We start from the raw sequence: 19,132 nt of genomic DNA on the forward strand, positions 1-19,132 counted from the left end.
GGGACTTTATCGAGAATCTGCACACAGGTTCCGATTACTCTTCCCCTCTCATCTCGGCAGGCTGAGGGATGCACTCCTCAGAAAACCATTTCAGGTTTCGATTCATTCAGACGCTTTCACGTCGCACTGCATTATCATTATCTCCTTGACCCCAAATCTTCAGGACAGGTTCATTTCCTTTAATTTCCAGCTTGGCCTCTGGACAATCCGTCCCAATCCCCACCTTGCCATATTTATTAATCAGAAAAATCGTATCCTTTAACTCACCAGCAATCCGCAAAGCATCTTCATGACACGTCTGCTGAATATGGAGTTTCGCCGTCGGCTGATGATCGATACTCAGTCCGACATTCCCGTTACTGCTGTCAATAAAAAGCTTGCTCTTGCTAACTTCACCAGAAGCAGAATGAGATATATTTAAACCTACCTTGTTTCCATCACGCTTTTGATTAATACTCCAAGTCTTCGTATCACCCGCATAAAAATCAAACAGTTTCTCATCCGTACCTTGGGCGGTAATCTTGAGGGGGGCGGTAATCTTGAGGGGAGTATCTGCCCCAGCCGGGTTTTCTATGCCATCATCTTTTATATTGAGGGTGGAATCAATAAAGTCGGCAAAATCCTGTTGAGAAGGCTTTTTACCTGTCTTGAATAATTGTTTTAGTTGACTTCTCTTCTTTTGAACCATGCTCTTTAACTCCTTTTAACTAACTTCAAAATCAGTAACAATACTCATATAACCAATCCCCTCAAAATCCTCTTCATCATAAGATTTTTCTGTGCCCATCAGGTAGATAATATGTTGAGGGGCAGAAACCAAAATTGAATCAGGATGTTGCACCTGGGCAAGATTAGACGGAATCACCCGATAATAGATATCTGACTTGCCGCCAGATCCAGCTTTAATGCCGACTTGCTCAATTAATTTGAGATAGCCAACATAATCTACATAGGGTCTTTTATCAATAAAATGGATCACTGAGGAATTATGGATTGAACTACCAAAGGTAATATATGCTTGTTCTTCATAGGCCCACGGGGACAAAAAGCGTTTAATATCTTCATTGAGTTGTTTGAGATAGTTCCCCTGGTCAGATCCAGCGCGAAAACGGATACCCACTTTGTATTGAATGGGTTTGTACCGGGGATTTTTCACCACGATTTGCACAAATGGTGAGGTATAGTTTTGCAGGTATGCCTGGATTTCCTTTAGTAAGTAGGAAGGTGCTTTGGGTTCCAGGGGAAAGAAAGGCGCAGTATTCGCCACGTCGGGAATTACCACCACAGTTACCTTGGCATCACCAGGATTGTGGTTGCCAGCAGCAGAGGTGATACATTTCACCTTATAGATTTGGGGGAAATGTTCCAATACCAGGCGTTCGTAATCCCAGGCAGTTATAGCCCTCTGTTTATGGCGCAGTCTTTCACTCACCCGCATGGTGAAGGCGCGATTGTCTTCTTTTGGTTTACCGCCAAAGGAACTATAGGGCTGTTGTACTGTGTTGATGGCGGGATCTCGTGTTACAAATCCTTGAATGGAATTAGCTGGGAGCGGTTTACTTAAATGGTCGGCTGCATTCCCCTGATTCACAAAGGTCGCCCTGACTGCTTGGGTTTTGATGTCCAGAGTATCAGGAATTGCAGCAGCGTTTTCCGTGACGGTGCCTCGTAACCAATGTAAACCACTGGGTAATAATTGCTGCTGACTGGTGGCTCCCTCAGGGATACTCAAGCGGATAATCCCCGAATCCACTAACCCGTTGGTACTATCGGAAAGCATCTCTGTATCTTTAAATTCTTGCCAAGAATTACCACTCAAGTAACTCCAGTGAATCTGTGGTGGAGTTAGTTCCCCATTGCCACTTCCCGGTATCATTTGGAAGAGGATGGAAATGTTTTGGGGTGGTTGCAGATTGCGGATACCGATGTATAAAGTGCCTTCTTCTTGATAGTTCGGTAACAGATAATATTGGTTGTCTTGATATAGAGTTTGGATATCGGCATAGCCAAAGGGATGAAGTTGGAAGATTTGACTAGAGTGAGGTTGATTTGGGGCGTTTTTTAGGTCAATCTCTTCTGAGGCGGTATAGTCGAGGGAGATGGCTTTAACTTGCGGGGTGTAAGGGCGATAAACCGTCAGGGATTTGATTTTTATATCCTTTCCATCTTTATTTTTTACATTGGTTCCATTTTTATCTTTTACAACGTCTTTATCCGTTGCCGAATTCACCTTATTTAATACTATCAGATGTAAATCATGGGCAAATGCAAAATCTGGGCTTGCTAATTCCAGTTTAAAATACCGATTTTGCTCAAAAGGATCGTCTGTCTCGGTTTCTAGGGTAGAAGTATCCAGAGAATAGTCTGGAATTTTCTTATAATTGAGGTAAATAGCATTACTTAACTTGTTGTCACCATCTTGAGCGAAAATGGGCTTAGAAGTTTCAATATCCACCAAGCTTCTGTTATTGCGAAGTTTCAAACTGGCTTTAAAGCTGTCATTAGTAATTGCCTCCGTAATTACCTTGGTGCTATTGTATGCCTCATAATGAGTGGAAAAGTCTTTAGGAAGTCCCATCCACTCGATATTAATGGTAATACTATCTAATTTTTTGGTGCTAATTTCTCGATTAGCGAAGTAAAATCCAGAACCTGCTTTAGGATTCTGCCCAAAGGGTTCAACAGTACTTTTGGGATTTAGTACTAAGTTATCGTTCCGCAGTTGGACATCTTGAATATTTTCTACTTCAACTTGTATATTGACTTTTTCTAAGGATATTGATTTTAATTGATCGTAATAAATAATTTTTCCCTCGGATTTTTCTGACGGTGATATTTCTTTAAACAGAATTTTTACCACTGGATAGGGACTGTCCAGGAAAAAAGTTGACTGATCTGGTTGTGGTGGCAAAATAGCGGGTAGGGTAGAATCCAGGGTTAACTGAAACTGTAAACTGTTGAAATAAATAGCAGAAGTACGATAGAGCTTAATCTGGCCAGTACTAACAGCATCTTGAGATAAATTACCGATACCAATTTGCTGTATATTAGCTTTTTTATTGTTAACTAATCCTGTAATCTGGAATATCTTGCCGTCATTCCAGACAAGAAGTTGCTTCACGTTGCTAGCAGAAAAGGTATGTTCAGAGCCTTCACGAAAAGAAACGCTTGTCAAGTTATCGTTGTCCGAAGCAGTGGAACCCAGAGATATTTCTGTACTGCTATAAGAGACTAGTGGTTCTTCTACAAGAAAAACGCCAATTTCATATTCAAAGGATTCCGGCTGTATCCATTGCGCTTCACTACTCAAGTAAATTTCAAAAGGGCCATTTTCACTACTTAGTATTGCCTGGAACTTATCCCGATTCAAAGTCCTTTCTTCACCGGTGAAGGTAAGGGTAATATTACGTGTTCCTTCTTGTAACAACAAGACGGGAGAAGTAACGGCAAAACCGATGGACTTTTGCGGGGTTTGAGTAATGTTACCAAAAGTCTTAAAACGTTGTGCTTTAGTTGCTTGTCCCTCTTCTGCCTCAATTATAGAACTGGCATGGATATTCTTAATTTCGGTTTTTCCAATGGGAGGGTAAGTAAAGTTCCTTTTTTTTGTTTGCGCTTTCTCAACGAGGCGATAGACTTCTTTCCAGTTAGTATTTTCTGTAGTAGCTTGGATTTCCATAATCTTCCGGAAATCTGCCACACTCAGATACAGTTCTTCTTTGACATATCTAATAACTCGCTCTTGGTCAAGATGATCAAATATCTCTTGGAGGGTTGTATAACCATTAGGCATTTTCGGCAAAGGATCGCCAGGATTAGGATGACCAAGAGCCAATTCCATCATGCTCTTGAAAGCCAATTGTTCTCGCTCTTCTTGTTCTCGCTCTTCTTGTTCTCGTTTTTCTTTTAAGGCATTACGCCTCCCCATGGTAATTTTTTTTCTGTAGGCTTTTTCAATTATTTTATAAACTTCGTTCCATTCTAATTCTGTAGGTTCTTCTTTATCTGCTTGGGCTTTATTTATTTGCCTATCATGGATATCAAAGCAATAGTTAAAATCGTCTGTGTTGAGGAAAAATAATTGTTCTGTAATATAAGAGGTTATGTTATTATCTGTTTGTTTATTATCTTGAGTCGCTTGATAAATAGTTCCTTTGAGATAATTAATATCAACATCAACATCAACAGTTTGACCATCAACTTGAACATTTATCTTAGGAAGTTGGTCTCCTTGGTTGGGGCTGCCAACCGCCCATCGCAGCATATTTTCAAAACTTTGATCGCTCTTATTATCTTGATTATGAATTTCTTCTAAACCAATAGAATTTTTTTCTATAAATAACGTTTTGAGGCTGGCTACTTGAGCTTGATTAACAACTATATCTTCATCGGTGGCATAGTTAATATTAACCCCTTCACTATCTTGTCCAGCACTGAGCAAAGTACCCTTGTTAATAAGATGGGCTTCTTCTCCTTGCGCCAGCTCAAAAATTACATGAATCTTGTCTGGAACTTCCTCTTTTGTCGTTAACGCCAGTACCTCTTTATAGTAAAAATCGAGATATCTTTGGGTCAGTGCCTTGAACTGTTGCTGAGGATAGCGTAATAATTGTAAAAACGTGAACAACAAAACTAGATGAGGTTGAGCTAATTTACTCTGTGTCGATGGCTCGTCTGCGAAACTTTCCGGGTTATTAATGTAAGCAACCATTTGCTCAACATCTCCCGCCAAGAAACTCGACCAATTACCATTTATCCGATTGGACTCATCGTAATAGTTTAGTTTTGTGGCATACTCTTGTACGAAGGTGAGTAAATCATAAACATCCCGCTCATCTACTCCCACATAATCTGGTTCGAGTTCCCTTAGCAAGCGTCCGCGCTGACTAACGCCATCCCGAAAAATTTGATGTATAATTTTCTTGTTTGTATTCATAACTAAATTCTACATCATTGATCAAGATGGCGGATGTAAACTTTATTAACAAGCCAATCTTAAATAAAGTAATAAATATTCATATAAGGAACGAAAATAAAATTGTAAGCATTCAGCTATCAGCCGTCAGCGCTCAGCTATCAGCTAATGGGCTAGGGCGTGTCTTCAAACTCGGAGATCCCCCTAAATCCCCCTTAAAAAAGGGGGACTTTGAGTATGGCTCCCCCCTTCCGCGCGGGGGGCTGGGGGGGATCTAAATCTTGCGGAAAACTTTGAAAACACGCCCTAGGCTCACGCTACTTGAGGTGCTTATGGGCTATGGACAAGCTAAACCGAACATTGAATAAGCGATGCAGCAAGGGAACAGGGCAGGCAGTCGGCCAAAGGGGGTGGGTGCATCTCAGTTTTGCCTAATGGCAAAACTGAGTTAGGATTTTTCAATGGTAGGGTGGGCAAAATTCAAGCGGTTGTCGGTTTGATTAGAAATCATGGCTAATTTGCCCACCCTACAAGAGCGGCGCTCGGACGCTAAAGGATTGTCCTATTAATTCAAAGTCTTTGGTTTCTTGATTTTTAAGTTTGGTTCGAATCTGGGCAAATTGTCTAACTACATTGGGGTTATATAATCGTTCACCACAATGTAAACAGACTTCGGCTTCTACTTGAACAATGGCTGTATTTCCCCCACCTTTGAGGAGTTTTTTAACTTGTTTTGTGGTCAATTTTCCTTGACAATTAGGACATTTTTTCGGGGTTTTAATCACTATCTCCTTATTTTACCATTAATCCACTTTTTCGGATCAGGTCGATATACAGTAACTAAAATAGCTGTGTTTGTTTCTTGATCATAATCCCGGACGCTATGAATTGGCTCAGTTGCAAAGTTTTCGCCATAGATTAGGCAGCGCGGATAAGGTTGATGATTAGTATAGTCTTCTAGAATTTCACCATACAGGACGGAATGATAAATTTCATCAAAAGACAATTGATCTTCTTCTGCTTCTTCGTCAGCATGATCGGTAATCCAAAATCGATAATCAAGAATTGCCTCACGAATTTTATTGATATTCATTCATTTTAGCTTACATCTGATTAAGGATAAGTGTATTTTCCTATTTTAATCGATAAAGCACCGAATATTACCAGTAGTAGGGTGGGCAAATTCTGAGAGTTTGACAATTTGATCAAGAATCATGTCCATTTGCCCACCCTACAAAAGCGTACGCACTAAATAAGCATTCAGCAGTCAGCGGTGAGCTAAAAGCTCACGCTACTTGAGGTGCCGTCAACTTTCCATAACTCAGTGGGGTAGGGTGGGCAAATTCTGAGAGTTTGACAATTTGATCAAGAATCATGTCCATTTGCCCACCCTACAAAAGCGATCACACTATTAGTGGTCGGGTGGGCAAATTCTGAGAGTTTGACAATTTGATCAACAATCATGTCCATTTGCCCACCCTACAAAAGCGTACGCACTATTAGTGGTCGGGTGGGCAAATTCTGAGAGTTTGACAATTTGATCAACAATCATGTCCATTTGCCCACCCTACAAAAGCGTACGCACTGATAGCTGAATGCTGATAGCTAATAGCTGATATAGCAATCCGTGTAGGAATTTAGAGAACTTTGTTCCCTACTCCCTACTCCCTACTCCCTACTCCCTGTTCCCTTTGCTCTAGCTGATAGCTGATCGCTTGCGTTCGCGTAGCGGCTCTTTCAGAGCATCGCATTTCTTTACATTATCTCTCAAAAAAAAATTTCTAAAAACCCTTGACAATGTTATTTATACTCATTATGAGTATAAACGTAAACAAAAAGCAAAAGGTTACCCTTATGCCATCAGAATTTCCAACTAATAATCCAGACAACAATCCCGATGATTATTCCTCAAAAAAAATCCGTGTTCAGCACATTTTGAGGGGCTCCCGCAAGGCAGTAACTAATACCATGCATGCCCTGTATGCACTGGGTTACGCCCAAATATCCGAGTGGAGTCCTCTGCAGCCGACGGATGTTCCCGGAGAATTCATAACAATTATGACCAAGTACTTGAGGCTCCGTTAACACGTTAAATTGCTGGGGGGTTTTCCCCCCGGCCAAACCATCCGGTCCAATCCCGTAGCGTGACCTTCGGCCAATCCCATAGGATCACGTCTGGATAAGTTAGAAAACTGAATGACATAAGGTAAATTCCTAGCCGTGGATAGTATTTCTGCGGCTATTTTTTTTTAGGTTGTTCGCCTTTGGCGTTCCCGAAGGGTAGGTTAGTTGGTTGAAGGTTGAACGCGATGGACGAAGTCCCGCTTTCAGCGATCGCGTGGCCTTTTGGCCAAGGTTAGGCGTAGGGTGGGCAAATCATGAAAGTAATACCATAAGATCGCGAATCATGTCGATTTGCCCACCCGACCTGAGTTGAAAGCACTGTAGGGTGGGCAAATTCTGAGAGTTTGACAATTTCATCACGAATCATGTCGATTTGCTCACCAAACAAGAGCGATCGGCGTTCGCGCAGCGTGGCCAAAGGCCTCAGCCGCCCCAAAGGCGATCGCATTACAAGATCGGCGATTGGCCGTAGGCCACGCTACGCGATCGTACTTGTATAATTGAGTTAATCTCAGTTCTGATCTGCACAAGATGCCTAACCGCGATCGCTTCCATTATGGTGTTCGCCGTGCCCTAGAAAAAGACGGGTGGTTGATTACTGATGATCCCCTTCGCCTGCGTTGGGGTAAGCAAGATATGTACGTCGATCTAGCAGCAGAAAAACTGCTCCTAGCTGAGAAAGATCAGCTACAGATTGCTGTTGAGATTAAAACCTTTGGTGGTCCCTCTTCAATTGCTGATGCTCAAAAATCCCTAGGTCAATATTTTATTTATCTCTCTGTGATCAAACGCTTAGAACCTCAACGCAAGCTTTATCTAGCACTCCACGAAGAAGTATATGAAGATTTCTTTACAGAACCCCTGGGAGAAATCATTCTCAGTGATTACAAAGTGCCTATTATTGTCTTTGACCCCGATCGGGAGGTTATTATCCGATGGATAGATTAACTAATTACCGCAAACTAATTCGAGAAATTATCACAAATCATACAAAAGTGCCCTATAAGCATGGAGATATTAAGTTTGAGACGGTCTTTGATCCGGAATCCGATCGCTACCTGCTGATGATTTTAGGCCGTCAGAATAAGCACTATCAGCATGGTTGTTTAATCCATGTTGATATTATCGACGGAAAAATCTGGATTCAACGAGATGGCACAGAAGTTGGAGTGGCTAACGAATTCGTTGAAGCTGGTGTCCCAAAAAAGCAAATTGTTTTGGGTTTTAAGTCACCATTACGCAGGAAAGATACGGAATTTGCCGTTGCGTAGGGCGTACCCTATTAGCGCGATCGCAAAAGCTAGGGTAGTAGATCGCATTCCGTCGGGTAGGGTGGGCAAATACTGTACCGAAGGCAATTTCATCATCAATCCTGACTATTTGCCCACTACAAGCAAGGGGTAGGGTGGGCAAATCATCAACCATAAACGAATAAATCATAAATCTAGTCCATTTGCCCACCCTACTGCTATTTGCCCACCCGACAAGGTGAGGGGTAGTGCGATCGCATTCCGTAGGGTAGGGTGGGCAAATTCTGTACCGAAGGCAATTTCATCATCAATCCTGACTATTTGCCCACTACAAGCAAGGGGTAGGGTGGGCAAATCATCAACCATAAACGAATAAATCATAAATCTAGTCCATTTGCCCACCCTACTGCTCGCTTTGTGTCATGTCCATTTTGCCCACGACTCCTGCCCATTTGCCCACCCTACTCTGAATCGGGATTAAACTGAAACACACGATGCTCGCCACCATCAATATCTCAATATGTCGAACTATCGTCGTTATTATGTGCCAGGAGGAGTATTTTTTCTGACAATAGTCACTTATCGCCGTATTCCTCTATTTTCAGATGTTGATAATATATCTCGGTTACGGAAGGCGATCGCAAAAATGCGGACAGAAAAACCCTTTGACATCACTGCAGCCGTTGTGTTACCGGATCATCTTCATTTTATCTGGTCGTTACCACCAGATGATTCTGATTATTCTATGCGAGTCTCTCGGTTTAAGGTGTTATTTACCCGCTCTTTACGGGGAAAACGCTCATTTTCGGTAGATGTTTCTGCTTCTCGTCGTAAGCATCGAGAAAGCAATGTCTGGCAACGTCGGTTTTGGGAGCATACAATTCGTAATGACCATGATTTACACCGACATATAGATTATATTCACTATAATCCAGTTAAACATGGTTTGGTGTCTTGTCCTCATTTGTGGGAATATTCCAGTTTTCACAAATGGGTGGAGCGAGGCAAGTATCGACCCGATTGGGGGTGTTGTTGTGGCAGGAATTTACCACAAATTCAAGCTTTTAGCGATTTAGAAGATTTTGCAGGGGAGTAGGGTGGGCAAATTCTGAATGTGGGGTAGGGTGGGCAAATTATGAATGAAAGACCAATTGATCATCAATCATCGACATGCAGCCCACCCGACAAGAGCGAACACTTTGCTTTAACCCAACCAACAATATAGGTGATCCCATGACCAGCGGGTAGTCGGGTAGGGTGGGCAAAAAATGATAGTTTGGTAATTTCATCAGGAATCCTGTCCATTTGCCCACCCTACTAGCGATCGCACTACTGAGTAGGGTAGGGTGGGCAAAAAATGATAGTTTGGCTTCTTCATCACGAATCATGTCCATTTGCCCACCCGACAAGAGCGATCGCACTACTTTCACCCACATCCGATAATCAGTTAGGATTTTGGGTTTTATCCCGCGAATCCCCCTGGTCATACCTCTCTATTCTCTAGAGACTCCTACCAGGAACGAGCCACACTTATGAGCAAGGTGCGGATCAGCTTCGCATTGAGACTTACCTTAACCATTGGTGGCGGTGGGTTAGAAGTGGGGTGGATGGGGTGAGTCTGTTTGGTTTTGGGTTGGTGGTTTACATGGCTTTAACCCAACAGACCACAGAGGCTTACCCATTCGGTAGGGTAGGGTGGGCAAATAATGAGACTTTGACCATAAGCTCAGTGAGCTAGTCTATTTGCCCACCCTACAAGAGCTTTATCAGCGATCGCACTGAGAGTACAGCAAAGTTACACCGAAAAAATGTCCCTTTGCCCACCCTACCAGCTCGGCGTACGGACTATTGATCTCGGTATGCCTTCAGGATGTCAAACCTCGTCTGGGCCGACACGCTGCCTCCTGCAAAACCAGGAAAACCACTCTGCTGTTTCCACCATTCCGTCTCTCTTTGGGCTACCTTATTTAGATTATCGTCGGTGGGCGGTAAGGATAATAAGCCCTCAGCTTCAAGTTGTTTATAATGGTTTCCTATTTCCCCTGACACTGTCTCCCCGCTCATACTATAGAATTCCTGGACTGGCATAGCCATGACCCCACCAACATGGGTGCGGGGTAAATACTTTGATAACAGTTCGTATGCTTCTTGGCGTCCTCCGCTTTTCCTTGATTCAACCGGACGTGGTTCTACCTTCCATCCTGTGTATGCTCTCATCGCAGCCCCTCCCCTGAACATTCTTGCTACTAAACCAGGCTTCCTCTGTACCACCTCCGTCATATCATGGTCTTCTGTTCTTGTCATCGGGACCTGTGTAATTCGGCAGGCGTTCTCATCCCGCCTCTTCATCCACGCTTTTTTTCCCATTTCTTCGGCTTCTCTTTCTAATTCCACATCGTCGTTGAGCTGTACGCCATTCTTCTGCACCTTTCTCTTCACCCTTGCCTGCTTCTGCTGAACCACATGCCACGCCTCATGGGCCAAATGCTTCTCCTGCCCCGGCCCCACATGAATCTCCGTACCCTGTGCATAAGCTAGAGCCTGCAATTGTGCCGGTTTCTGAGAGTTGTAATGCACCCTCACATCATCCATCGAATAGCCAGAGAGGTTCTCTATTCCTGCCTTGAGGCGATCAGGCAAGCCAGTTTTGTTTTCTTTTACCCTCCTCGATGCCCTCATGCTATCGCCATAAGTCACCGAATCCCCCGTCAACGGTTGTGCTCGACCCTGCACCATCATCCTTTTAGGCTGCACTACCAGATGCCCACCGTGATTCGCCCCTTCTTGGTTTTTCTCCACCGGCTGTCCTATACTTAGCTTTGCTTGCAGCCCCATTTCATACCATCCTGTGTCGGGCACGTATTGTCCCGTTTCCAGGGAGTGCATCACATTAGCCATTCTACTTCCCCATTCCCCGACCCCCTCTAATGCGTTCCACTCCCTGTCCTCTGCATCCAATCTTCTTCTAGAACCCATCACTCTGGAGTCTTTCTTTTTTTGAGCTATTGACAACGAGGTAGAGTGAGAATATTTCGGTTTATAGGTATGAGTAGTGCGCATAGCTATTTCCTTTTACCTTGTACCCTATTAGAAAAGAATATAAGTCGATTCCACCGTCTTAATGGAGCGCGACATGGCACCCCAAACTCAAACCAACTGGTATCACTCTAATATTAGTTCTCTGTTTCAAGAAATCTGGCGAGTTCGTAACTATTTAGAAAACTACATAGAAGGTAAAGAAAATCAACAAATCGTAACTGAAATTATTGACGATACTTCTGCCCTGGCTCAACTTTGTAACAAATTCCTTCTCTCCCCCTTTGAAAGGGATATCCTGCTCATGTGCGCGGGAATGGAAATAGAACCATACTTCCATTCTTTGTTTGCCAAAGCCCAAAAAAATAGTCCAAACAAAAACTATCCTACTCTCAGTTTAGCTTTTGACGCCCTTCCCGGAGCCAATTGGGGTGTCCTTTCTCCCCAACGCCCTTTACTAAACTTGCAACTGCTCCACATAGAACCAGGATTGATCCTAAGCCAGTCCCCCCTCTATATTGACCAGCGTATCCTCTGCTTTCTTTTAGGAGAATATGCCACAGACCAGGAATTAGCAGGAAAGATCAAACCCCAACCGCCTCAGACCAACCTTCATCTTTTGCCTAGCTCTCAGTTAAGTATAGTGGAGCAATTGATCACCATTTGGTCTGGGGGCGAGGGGACAAATAGCTATCCCGTGGTGCAATTATCTGGCTCGGATCGAAGCACTAAATACCAAATTGCCTCCGCCACTTGTCAGGGTTTGGGGTTAAAGTTACACACTCTAGAACCATTGGCTGTGACCACCAACCCCCAGGAAGTGTACCAACTGGGGAAGCGTTGGGAAAGGGAAGCCCATCTTAGCAATAGTGTCCTGTTTATTGACTGCGATAGTTATAATTTTTCTGAGCCTGGGCGGGAGTTGGCTCTGAGCAAATTTATTGATAGTAACAATACTCCTTTAATCCTCAGCTGCAATGACCGAAAAATTGACTGTCAGCGGACTATTGTTAACCTTGACATCCCCCCATTGAGCCACGAGGAAAAATATTGCCTGTGGGAAAGCCATATAGGGTCAGCAGCAGCAGAACTTAACGGTCAACTTGAGCGCATCGCCGTTCAGTTTAACCTCAATCATGCTACTATTCAAGCTGCCTGTGATCAATTCAAAATTCAAAATTCAAAATTCAAAATTCAAGACTCTACTCAATTATGGGATTTCTGCCGCCATAATGCCCGTAATCAATTAGATCACTTAGCGCAACCTATCAATGCTACGGCTACCTGGGACGATTTGGTATTACCTACCCCACAACGGCTGCTTCTTTCCGATATTGCCACTCATCTGAGACACCGGTATAAAGTCTATCAGCAATGGGGTTTCGCCCAAAAAGGCGACCGGGGTTTGGGCATCAGTGCCCTATTTTACGGTGCTAGCGGTACTGGTAAAACCATGGCAGCAGAGGTATTAGCCCAGGAATTTCGCCTGGATCTTTATCGCATCGACCTAAGTCGAGTAGTCAGTAAATATATTGGTGAGACCGAAAAGAATCTGCGGCGGATCTTTGATGCAGCAGAAACCGGAAGTGCTATTCTTCTGTTTGACGAAGCGGATGCCCTGTTTGGTAAGCGTACCCAAGTTCAAGACAGTCACGACCGCCACGCTAACATCGAAGTCAGCTATTTGCTGCAACGCATGGAAGCCTATCAAGGGTTAGCTATTTTGACCACCAATTTCCAAAGCGCCCTCGATAGTGCCTTTTCCCGCCGCATTCGCTTTGTGGTGGAGTTTCCTTTTCCCCAACCCGAAATCCGTACCCAAATTTGGCAGCGCATTTTTCCTGCCCAGACACCAACCCAAAACTTAAATTACCAGAAACTGGGTCAACTCAATGTAGCTGGCGGAAATATTCGCAATATTGCCCTAAATGCCGCCTTTTTGGCCGCCGCCGCCGATGAACCCGTGAACATGGAACATATCTATGAAGCCACAAAACGGGAATATCTTAAATTGAAGAAAATGTTGACAAACGAAGAGATAGAAGGGTGGTTTTAGTTGTGGGGAGTTTTAGGGAATAGGGAATAGGGAATAGGGAATAGGGAACAGGGAACAGGGAATAGGGAATAGGGAATAGGTAGAGTGGGCATCCTGCCCGCTCGAACAGTGGCGTAGGGTGGGCAAATGCTGTACCTCTGACAATTTGATCTGGAATCGGGTCCATTTGCCCACCAAACCTGAAGCGTAGGTAGTGGCGTAGGGTGGGCAAATGCTGATCCAATCACAATAAGATCTCGAATCCTCGACATGCAGCCCACCCTACAAGCTGTTGCTCTTTTTTTGACCTAAGTTAGGTATTTGCCTTGATGAGACTTTTTGCGTGACCGAATTTGCCATTGTGCTATGCCTGATTTTCGGTTTTTTTTGGGTCAGTCTTTTTCTTTGTAAGTTTTATCTAGCGGCAATCACATTATAACTTTTTAAGTAACTTATCATATTCAGTGTGAGAGCCAATCCAAAACCAAACTATTGTATCTGTCGTTTTCATAACTCCTACAGCACGCCAACCGATTCCCACCCTAACAGAGTATATTGGCTCTTGAGTCTGAAGTTTCTTAAACTCTAAACTTGGATGGTTGGGATTCTGTTTCCAAAGTTTATAATTTTTTCGTGCAGTCTGCTTTACTTTTTCTGGTAATTTTCCAAAACAGTTTACAAAGTCATTGGTTAATTCTGACTTCATAATTCATCAAAACCCATAACTTTCGTTTCCCCTATCTTAGATTCATTTAATGCTTTACGGGCTAATTCGTCTAGGAAAGAGGTTTGAGATTGTGATAATGTTTTTTGCCATTTAAGTTCATTCTCAATATCTTCGATTAACTGATGAGCCAGTTCGTCTTGTATCTCTTCTGGTAAATTTTGTGCTTTCTGAAAAGCCTCTGTTAATAGATAAGTCATTAATTTCAGTATTTATCTGGAAAAACGTCTCTAAATAAATGTTAGCTTAAGTTTTCGTTTACATGCCTTACAGCGGCAATAGGGGCGGGGGCGCGGGGCGGGGGCGCGGGGCGGGAGTGTGGGGAGTGCGGGGAGGGTGGGCAAATGCTGAGCCAATTCCCTATTTGATCTGGAATCATCGACCTTTGCCCACCCTACAAGAACTCTGTTCCCTGTTCCCTGTTCCCTGTTCCCTGTTCTCTATTCCCTGTTCCCTATTCCCTGTTCCCTGTTCCCTATTCCCTGTTCCCTATTCCCTGTTCCCTGTTCCCTGTTCTCTGTACCTCACCCAATGGAAAACCGCTATACAAGAACTCAAACCGTTTGAGCTTCATTAATATAAAAAGGATAAACCAGGTTAAACCTAGAATTAGTGACTCGCACGGTATAGGTAACAATTATTAACAACAATCCCTCTATTTCACTGTCCTCTATATTTATCTCCTCCACATCTATACGATGCTCATGGTTCAAAAGAGCATCAGAAATCGTGCCTCTTATTCCCGTAATTAACCCTTGAGTAATTTCCTCAAACAGAAACTGACTCAATTCGCAACCAAAGTCAGGCTGCATAATCCGTTCGGCTGGACGGGTTGACAGGATAATTTCCAAACTTTGGACAATATCCTCGTGATCAGAAACCATCTCCACCGTTCCTGTATCCCGGTTAAATGTCGGGGGAAAACTCCATCCTGTCCCTAAAAAAGAGCGGTTTTCTTCCATTTACCTATTGCCTCTTGCCTCTTGCCTCTTGCCTCTTGCCTATTACCTATTACCTATTACCTATTACCTATTACCCATTACCTATTGCCTCTTGTTCTAGTCAACCTTCCCCTTATCGGTCAATTTTTTTACTATGTTTTCATGTTCTGGTGATGTTAATCCCTGCTGTAAAATTGCTAATACTTGGCCTAAGTCTCCAGTTAGTAAAGCGTCTTGGGCTAACCATAAGCCAGGGAAGTAGTCACTACAGATAATGCCTTTATCATTCGGTTTTAGTTTTATATATTTTCCTTCCCTTAACCGAAACCAATCAAGTTCTCCGTCATAAACCCGCCAAACTAAATATTCTTGAACTTGATTACGTCGGTAAGCTTTTAATTTATCATTTAAATCAATAGAGGCCGTACTAGCTGCTATTTCTACGATTAATTCTGGCGCACCTTCTACATAGCCGTCTTCACTAATCCTTGATTGTCCATCTACCGTTAGTCTTAGTAAAGCATCCGGTTGAGGTTCATTGTCTGCATCTAGACGTACAGTCGCATTATCGCCCACTTCTACCCCTGGTGTAGCTGACCAATATGTACCCAACCAAGTCATAATACGAGCATGGGGATTAGCATGTTGGGTCATTCTTAAGGGTGATGCCATATAAACAACTCCTTCGATTAATTCCGCTTTTTTGACATTGGGCATCTGTGCATAACGCTGTTCAAATTCAACCTGAGTAAGTAGATCTCCACTTTCAAGGGGTGGAATTGGATTTTTTGGTTTTAATATGGTTTGAGACATGGTTGTTTTTAGCAGTAGGATTTGTAGGATTTGTAGGGTGCGTTAGCTTTTAGTGTAACGCACCAAAGTTCGTACAATGGTGCGTTACGCTATCGCTAACACACCCTACGGACTGTTGCCTCTTGCCTCTTGCCTCTTGCCTTTTGCCTCTTGTATCATTTCAGGATAATTACCCTTAATAAAAATCTCCCCCATCTCCCCATCTCCCCATCTCCCCATCTCCCCGCGCCCCCGCCCCACCCTTGCCTCAATTAATATCCACTCTCGAGCCTTTAATCTTGATATAGTTACCCTCCATCACAAGGTCCTTACTTGATTTTATCTTAATTCCTTGATTATCCATCGTGATTGTATTCCCATTTTCATCTTCCAATTTAATCCCTTTATCCTGCTCGGATAATTTAAAGGTATTGCCCTTGGATGTACTAATTTCGATTAACTTATTTTCATCATCAAATATAAGTTTTAGGGAGTTTTTGGTAACTATTCCTTTCTTATTATTTTCCTTGGTTACTGTCAAACCAGGCGGCAAAGCATTTTTACCACTATGCACCGCACCCAGAATTATCGCTTGTCTAGGGTCATCATTGATAAAACCGAGAATAACCTCATCCCCGGTTTCTGGTCTAAAAAAGATACCCCTTTGATTACCAGCCTCAACGGAAGCTAATCTTGCCCAAACAATACCATCTGTTTCAATTGAGGGGATTCTGACTTTTACCCTAAACTGTTTTTCTGGATCCGCTTCATACTTATCCACAATCCCAATTTGCAACCCATGAATAGCTGGAATCAATCCCGCCACTGGTGTATCAAAAATATCATTAGTTTGTTGATAAAACCAGCTAGCTGACAAGCCAAATTGTACATAGGTTTGCCAGCCTTGTCTACTAAATTGATGTCGAATAGCCGTTACTAAAGTTTTGCCATTGAAGCGCTTTCCTATTCCATCAATTTTTATCATATCTCCTGGTTTAATATCAGCAAATCCAGGTAAGTTGAAGCGACCTTTAAACAGTGACAGACGACTTTTTTGTAACTTGGCATCTGCCCAAGCTTTTACTTCCTGGTCATCTAAGGGAGCTAAACTGATTAATTGATAGTTATCTGCACCAATGGTTTTGGCTAATTCATCTCCTTTTAAATTACCCTGGGTGGTAGAAAACTCTTTCGCTTTTTGTGATTGTAATAATTTCTGTGTTTTGATATCCCAAGCTGTACTTTCTACCGACGCTTTCTGATCGCAAATATCAGCTTCCATTTCAAACTGGTAAATTTCATCTTTGCCATACTCAAAGGTATGTTTTAGTTTCCCCTTTAGTAAGGGCTCTTTAACCGTAATTTCGCCATCATCAACTAAAACCCACAGACCATTGACATCCGCACGAGATAAAATGAAATCCCAGTCAGTGCAGTAATATTGCACCATTTCCTTATGCTTTGGTTTAGTTACAGCAGTAGATTTGAATTTTAACCCCCCACCCCCAGTGTTGATGACTTTGCCGATAATATCCTTGTCTGTCATATCTCGAAACACAGCACTTTTTCGTTGGGTGGTTAGTTTGTATGCTGCATCTTTTAAATCAACAGTGAGCAGAGAACTATAGCGATCGGCTTGAACACAGTGTCTAACTATAATTCCCTTAAACACTGTTGCTTCCTTTTGTTTTTCCCCTTCATAGCGAAGCTTAATTTCAATTTCTTTGCCTGGTTTAAAAAACTCTGTATTGCTAATAGCAAATTCTTGGTCTGCCGCGTCACCATCTAATAAAATAATTTGAGCTATCGGGATTTTATTCACCTCTTTGATAATGTCAATCGACATGACATTATATTCAGAGTTCATTTTTTTACCTTTACTCAAAATTGTTGCTGTGACAACACCACTCATTATTTTTTACTTCTCTATTGGCGGTAAATTGATAGTTGTTCCGGTTTTTAACTTTCTGAAGTTATTGAGATTATTAGCACGGGCAAGCTGGATATAATAAGCCGATTCACCGTATATCTCTTGAGCCATCACAGGCAACTTATCTCCAGCTTTTATAGTTCTAGTATGGGTAAGATCGGGTGAGCTTTTCTTTTCTTGTGCAATTCGCTTGGAATCTTTTATATCCTCGATAAAAACTGTATCTAACTCAGCTCTTATCGGTTTTCCGCTACGGTTAAAAAGTGTATACTTAACATTAACAGATTGGAGACGGCAATCAAAAGTTAAGTTTCCCCATTCAATTCTGAGATATTTAGGCTCATGGATTTTTCCATCCATAAATGTTGTTAGCTTCAGAAAGCGGTCTACTTGCTTGTCAACATCTCTCGTCCCTAAAAGATTGCCAACTAATGAAGCTCCGGCAAACCCAAAACCTCCATCATCTGCTACCCCTGTGTCATCTAAAATTAACTTGAGGGACAATTCTTCGGGTTTGCTGAGAGTATATTTTGCTTCGCGTCCACTGGTATTAAGTCCCTGTTTTTTTTGATAAACATTCCCGTATTGTAAGGAATAGGATTCCGGATTAAACATGACTTCAAAGGTATCTTCTCCCTTTCCAGTCCGTTTTCCATCTTTATAAACACGAATCTTCAGCTTTTCTAATTTAAAAGGGTTTTTGATCATATAATGATTATTTGGGTGAAGTATAAATTATTCTTGGGTTTTAGGGAATAGGGAATCGGGAATCGGGAATCGGGAGCAGGGAATCGGGAATCGGGAATCGGGAATCGGGAATCGGGAATCGGGAACAGGGAATAGGCAAGAGGCAAGAGGCAAGAGGCAATAGGCAATAGGCAAGAGGTAAAAAAGAATGTGTACCTCATAGCTATGAGAAACGCTATCTCATGTTATTACCATTACCTTTAATATAGCAGTCGCCAGGGCAGTTAGGACATGACAAAAGTCTCAAACCTAAGTAAGCGCAAGAGTTTGACTCTCTTGGTGCGCATTCTGATGGTGATTAGAAATCACCAGGGTCGCACCGCTTCTGACTTCTGACTTCTGACTTCTGACTTCTGACTTCTGCTATAAAAATCTCCCCCATCTCCCCATCTCCCTATCTCCCCCTCTCCCCACCCTCCCCACAGTTCCTTACCTTATCTCTCTTTTTTCCGCTCCAGTATCTTCAGTACCTGGGCGACACAAGCAGCAATTATTTCACCTTTTTGTTCATAATTTTCTCCCATCTGGGGAGCTAAAGTATTATCATAACTATGTCCATTCTCACTATTTCCATGCTTAGGCTCACTATTATCCACAATGTTGGCACGAATAATTAATTCTTTGATTTCCACTGGCAT

The 19,132-nt window shown here is 42.7% G+C and carries 24 protein-coding genes; 6 read left to right on the forward strand and 18 right to left on the reverse strand.

The annotated features are described in order from the left end of the window. Nucleotides 1-106: 106 nt before the first annotated feature. The 4 genes from F6K53_RS03805 to F6K53_RS03820 all read right to left on the reverse strand — a co-directional run bounded on the left by F6K53_RS03805 (nt 107) and on the right by F6K53_RS03820 (nt 6,008). Nucleotides 107-688: a hypothetical protein gene (locus tag F6K53_RS03805; protein WP_293079943.1), complete on the reverse strand. Its 582-nt coding sequence runs from the start codon at nt 686-688 to the stop codon at nt 107-109. A gap of 15 nt (nt 689-703) precedes the next feature. After that, complete coding sequence (locus F6K53_RS03810; RefSeq protein WP_293079945.1) at nt 704-4,936, reverse strand: baseplate J/gp47 family protein; 4,233 nt, start codon at nt 4,934-4,936, stop codon at nt 704-706. Between the two features lie 506 nt (nt 4,937-5,442). Beyond that, entirely contained in the window at nt 5,443-5,700 is a 258-nt protein-coding gene (locus F6K53_RS03815) for a YgiT-type zinc finger protein (RefSeq protein ID WP_293071436.1), read from the reverse strand. Further along, nucleotides 5,700-6,008: a DUF4258 domain-containing protein gene (locus F6K53_RS03820; protein WP_293026172.1), complete on the reverse strand. Its 309-nt coding sequence runs from the start codon at nt 6,006-6,008 to the stop codon at nt 5,700-5,702. Before F6K53_RS03820 ends, F6K53_RS03815 begins: the two co-directional genes overlap by 1 nt. Before the next feature lie 761 nt (nt 6,009-6,769). Between F6K53_RS03820 and F6K53_RS03825 the strand changes: the two genes are divergently transcribed. Continuing rightward, nucleotides 6,770-7,000: a hypothetical protein gene (locus F6K53_RS03825; protein WP_293071435.1), complete on the forward strand. Its 231-nt coding sequence runs from the start codon at nt 6,770-6,772 to the stop codon at nt 6,998-7,000. A gap of 271 nt (nt 7,001-7,271) precedes the next feature. Here the strand turns inward: F6K53_RS03825 and F6K53_RS03830 are convergent, their stop codons facing one another. Beyond that, entirely contained in the window at nt 7,272-7,487 is a 216-nt protein-coding gene (locus F6K53_RS03830; RefSeq protein WP_293026168.1) for a hypothetical protein, read from the reverse strand. An 83-nt stretch (nt 7,488-7,570) separates the two neighbouring features. Here F6K53_RS03830 and F6K53_RS03835 point away from each other — a divergent pair, with 83 nt between their 5' ends. Together F6K53_RS03835 and F6K53_RS03840 are read left to right on the forward strand one after the other, a co-directional pair. Continuing rightward, the gene (locus F6K53_RS03835; RefSeq protein ID WP_293026166.1) at nt 7,571-7,987 is read left to right on the forward strand and encodes an element excision factor XisH family protein; all 417 of its coding nucleotides are present in this window, start codon (nt 7,571-7,573) and stop codon (nt 7,985-7,987) included. Beyond that, nucleotides 7,975-8,310, forward strand: coding sequence for a XisI protein (locus tag F6K53_RS03840; protein ID WP_293026164.1), 336 nt, complete (start codon nt 7,975-7,977; stop codon nt 8,308-8,310). The genes F6K53_RS03835 and F6K53_RS03840 overlap by 13 nt, the downstream gene beginning before the upstream one ends. On the opposite strand, the gene F6K53_RS03845 is transcribed toward F6K53_RS03840, so the two are convergent. Beyond that, entirely contained in the window at nt 8,264-8,479 is a 216-nt protein-coding gene (locus tag F6K53_RS03845; protein WP_293026162.1) for a hypothetical protein, read from the reverse strand. The genes F6K53_RS03840 and F6K53_RS03845 overlap by 47 nt on opposite strands. Further along, complete coding sequence (locus F6K53_RS03850) at nt 8,476-8,670, reverse strand: hypothetical protein (protein ID WP_293026160.1); 195 nt, start codon at nt 8,668-8,670, stop codon at nt 8,476-8,478. The genes F6K53_RS03845 and F6K53_RS03850 overlap by 4 nt, the downstream gene beginning before the upstream one ends. Before the next feature lie 139 nt (nt 8,671-8,809). On the opposite strand from F6K53_RS03850, the gene F6K53_RS03855 reads away from it, so the two are divergent. After that, on the forward strand, nt 8,810-9,385 hold the full coding sequence (locus tag F6K53_RS03855; RefSeq protein WP_293071434.1) for a transposase: 576 nt from the start codon (nt 8,810-8,812) through the stop codon (nt 9,383-9,385). Between the two features lie 37 nt (nt 9,386-9,422). Here F6K53_RS03855 and F6K53_RS03860 read toward each other — a convergent pair whose 3' ends face one another. Next, nucleotides 9,423-9,776, reverse strand: a complete 354-nt coding sequence (locus F6K53_RS03860) for a hypothetical protein (protein ID WP_293026156.1) — start codon at nt 9,774-9,776, stop codon at nt 9,423-9,425. 358 nt (nt 9,777-10,134) lie between these two features. Beyond that, nucleotides 10,135-11,349 (reverse strand): DUF4157 domain-containing protein, encoded by a 1,215-nt coding sequence (locus F6K53_RS03865; RefSeq protein ID WP_293026154.1) that lies wholly within the window; start codon nt 11,347-11,349, stop codon nt 10,135-10,137. 73 nt (nt 11,350-11,422) lie between these two features. Between F6K53_RS03865 and F6K53_RS03870 the strand changes: the two genes are divergently transcribed. After that, nucleotides 11,423-13,381 (forward strand): ATP-binding protein, encoded by a 1,959-nt coding sequence (locus F6K53_RS03870; RefSeq protein ID WP_293071433.1) that lies wholly within the window; start codon nt 11,423-11,425, stop codon nt 13,379-13,381. On the opposite strand, the gene F6K53_RS03875 is transcribed toward F6K53_RS03870, so the two are convergent. From F6K53_RS03875 to F6K53_RS03885, 3 genes are all read right to left on the reverse strand, one after another. Continuing rightward, nucleotides 13,378-13,608 (reverse strand): hypothetical protein, encoded by a 231-nt coding sequence (locus F6K53_RS03875; protein WP_293017995.1) that lies wholly within the window; start codon nt 13,606-13,608, stop codon nt 13,378-13,380. The genes F6K53_RS03870 and F6K53_RS03875 overlap by 4 nt on opposite strands. A gap of 185 nt (nt 13,609-13,793) precedes the next feature. Continuing rightward, on the reverse strand, nt 13,794-14,066 hold the full coding sequence (locus F6K53_RS03880; protein ID WP_287360359.1) for a hypothetical protein: 273 nt from the start codon (nt 14,064-14,066) through the stop codon (nt 13,794-13,796). Beyond that, a complete protein-coding gene (locus tag F6K53_RS03885) occupies nt 14,063-14,284 on the reverse strand; it encodes a hypothetical protein (RefSeq protein WP_287314436.1) in 222 nt (73 codons plus the stop codon). The genes F6K53_RS03880 and F6K53_RS03885 overlap by 4 nt, the downstream gene beginning before the upstream one ends. 62 nt (nt 14,285-14,346) lie before the next feature. Here F6K53_RS03885 and F6K53_RS03890 point away from each other — a divergent pair, with 62 nt between their 5' ends. Further along, on the forward strand, nt 14,347-14,661 hold the full coding sequence (locus F6K53_RS03890; protein ID WP_293071432.1) for a hypothetical protein: 315 nt from the start codon (nt 14,347-14,349) through the stop codon (nt 14,659-14,661). On the opposite strand, the gene F6K53_RS03895 is transcribed toward F6K53_RS03890, so the two are convergent. The 6 genes from F6K53_RS03895 to F6K53_RS03920 all read right to left on the reverse strand — a co-directional run bounded on the left by F6K53_RS03895 (nt 14,639) and on the right by F6K53_RS03920 (nt 19,132). Further along, on the reverse strand, nt 14,639-15,046 hold the full coding sequence (locus tag F6K53_RS03895; RefSeq protein WP_293071431.1) for a GPW/gp25 family protein: 408 nt from the start codon (nt 15,044-15,046) through the stop codon (nt 14,639-14,641). The two genes, F6K53_RS03890 and F6K53_RS03895, sit on opposite strands and share 23 nt — an antisense overlap. A gap of 96 nt (nt 15,047-15,142) precedes the next feature. Then, the gene (locus F6K53_RS03900) at nt 15,143-15,838 is read right to left on the reverse strand and encodes a Uma2 family endonuclease (RefSeq protein ID WP_293071430.1); all 696 of its coding nucleotides are present in this window, start codon (nt 15,836-15,838) and stop codon (nt 15,143-15,145) included. 247 nt (nt 15,839-16,085) lie between these two features. Next, nucleotides 16,086-17,729, reverse strand: coding sequence for a type VI secretion system tip protein VgrG (vgrG, locus tag F6K53_RS03905; RefSeq protein ID WP_293038411.1), 1,644 nt, complete (start codon nt 17,727-17,729; stop codon nt 16,086-16,088). A 6-nt stretch (nt 17,730-17,735) separates the two neighbouring features. Further along, nucleotides 17,736-18,455, reverse strand: coding sequence for a hypothetical protein (locus tag F6K53_RS03910; protein WP_293018004.1), 720 nt, complete (start codon nt 18,453-18,455; stop codon nt 17,736-17,738). Continuing rightward, nucleotides 18,452-18,655, reverse strand: coding sequence for a hypothetical protein (locus F6K53_RS03915; RefSeq protein WP_293071429.1), 204 nt, complete (start codon nt 18,653-18,655; stop codon nt 18,452-18,454). Before F6K53_RS03915 ends, F6K53_RS03910 begins: the two co-directional genes overlap by 4 nt. A gap of 273 nt (nt 18,656-18,928) precedes the next feature. Then, nucleotides 18,929-19,132, reverse strand: a complete 204-nt coding sequence (locus F6K53_RS03920; RefSeq protein WP_293071428.1) for a DUF5908 family protein — start codon at nt 19,130-19,132, stop codon at nt 18,929-18,931.

The organism is Moorena sp. SIO4A1 (assembly GCF_010672065.1).
Lineage (GTDB): Bacteria > Cyanobacteriota > Cyanobacteriia > Cyanobacteriales > Coleofasciculaceae > Moorena.

Bases quoted from the DNA above. Each gene is read 5' to 3' on its own strand.
- F6K53_RS03805 (WP_293079943.1), bottom strand. From the start codon at position 688: ATGGTTCAAAAGAAGAGAAGTCAACTAAAACAATTATTCAAGACAGGT.
- F6K53_RS03810 (WP_293079945.1), bottom strand. From the start codon at position 4,936: ATGAATACAAACAAGAAAATTATACATCAAATTTTTCGGGATGGCGTT.
- F6K53_RS03820 (WP_293026172.1), bottom strand. From the start codon at position 6,008: ATGAATATCAATAAAATTCGTGAGGCAATTCTTGATTATCGATTTTGG.
- F6K53_RS03825 (WP_293071435.1), top strand. From the start codon at position 6,770: ATGCCATCAGAATTTCCAACTAATAATCCAGACAACAATCCCGATGAT.
- F6K53_RS03830 (WP_293026168.1), bottom strand. From the start codon at position 7,487: ATGCGATCGCCTTTGGGGCGGCTGAGGCCTTTGGCCACGCTGCGCGAA.
- F6K53_RS03835 (WP_293026166.1), top strand. From the start codon at position 7,571: ATGCCTAACCGCGATCGCTTCCATTATGGTGTTCGCCGTGCCCTAGAA.
- F6K53_RS03840 (WP_293026164.1), top strand. From the start codon at position 7,975: ATGGATAGATTAACTAATTACCGCAAACTAATTCGAGAAATTATCACA.
- F6K53_RS03845 (WP_293026162.1), bottom strand. From the start codon at position 8,479: ATGATTTATTCGTTTATGGTTGATGATTTGCCCACCCTACCCCTTGCT.
- F6K53_RS03850 (WP_293026160.1), bottom strand. From the start codon at position 8,670: ATGATTTATTCGTTTATGGTTGATGATTTGCCCACCCTACCCCTTGCT.
- F6K53_RS03855 (WP_293071434.1), top strand. From the start codon at position 8,810: ATGTCGAACTATCGTCGTTATTATGTGCCAGGAGGAGTATTTTTTCTG.
- F6K53_RS03860 (WP_293026156.1), bottom strand. From the start codon at position 9,776: ATGACCAGGGGGATTCGCGGGATAAAACCCAAAATCCTAACTGATTAT.
- F6K53_RS03865 (WP_293026154.1), bottom strand. From the start codon at position 11,349: ATGCGCACTACTCATACCTATAAACCGAAATATTCTCACTCTACCTCG.
- F6K53_RS03870 (WP_293071433.1), top strand. From the start codon at position 11,423: ATGGCACCCCAAACTCAAACCAACTGGTATCACTCTAATATTAGTTCT.
- F6K53_RS03880 (WP_287360359.1), bottom strand. From the start codon at position 14,066: ATGAAGTCAGAATTAACCAATGACTTTGTAAACTGTTTTGGAAAATTA.
- F6K53_RS03885 (WP_287314436.1), bottom strand. From the start codon at position 14,284: ATGACTTATCTATTAACAGAGGCTTTTCAGAAAGCACAAAATTTACCA.
- F6K53_RS03890 (WP_293071432.1), top strand. From the start codon at position 14,347: ATGCCTTACAGCGGCAATAGGGGCGGGGGCGCGGGGCGGGGGCGCGGG.
- F6K53_RS03895 (WP_293071431.1), bottom strand. From the start codon at position 15,046: ATGGAAGAAAACCGCTCTTTTTTAGGGACAGGATGGAGTTTTCCCCCG.
- F6K53_RS03900 (WP_293071430.1), bottom strand. From the start codon at position 15,838: ATGTCTCAAACCATATTAAAACCAAAAAATCCAATTCCACCCCTTGAA.
- vgrG (WP_293038411.1), bottom strand. From the start codon at position 17,729: ATGAGTGGTGTTGTCACAGCAACAATTTTGAGTAAAGGTAAAAAAATG.
- F6K53_RS03910 (WP_293018004.1), bottom strand. From the start codon at position 18,455: ATGATCAAAAACCCTTTTAAATTAGAAAAGCTGAAGATTCGTGTTTAT.
- F6K53_RS03915 (WP_293071429.1), bottom strand. From the start codon at position 18,655: ATGAGGTACACATTCTTTTTTACCTCTTGCCTATTGCCTATTGCCTCT.
- F6K53_RS03920 (WP_293071428.1), bottom strand. From the start codon at position 19,132: ATGCCAGTGGAAATCAAAGAATTAATTATTCGTGCCAACATTGTGGAT.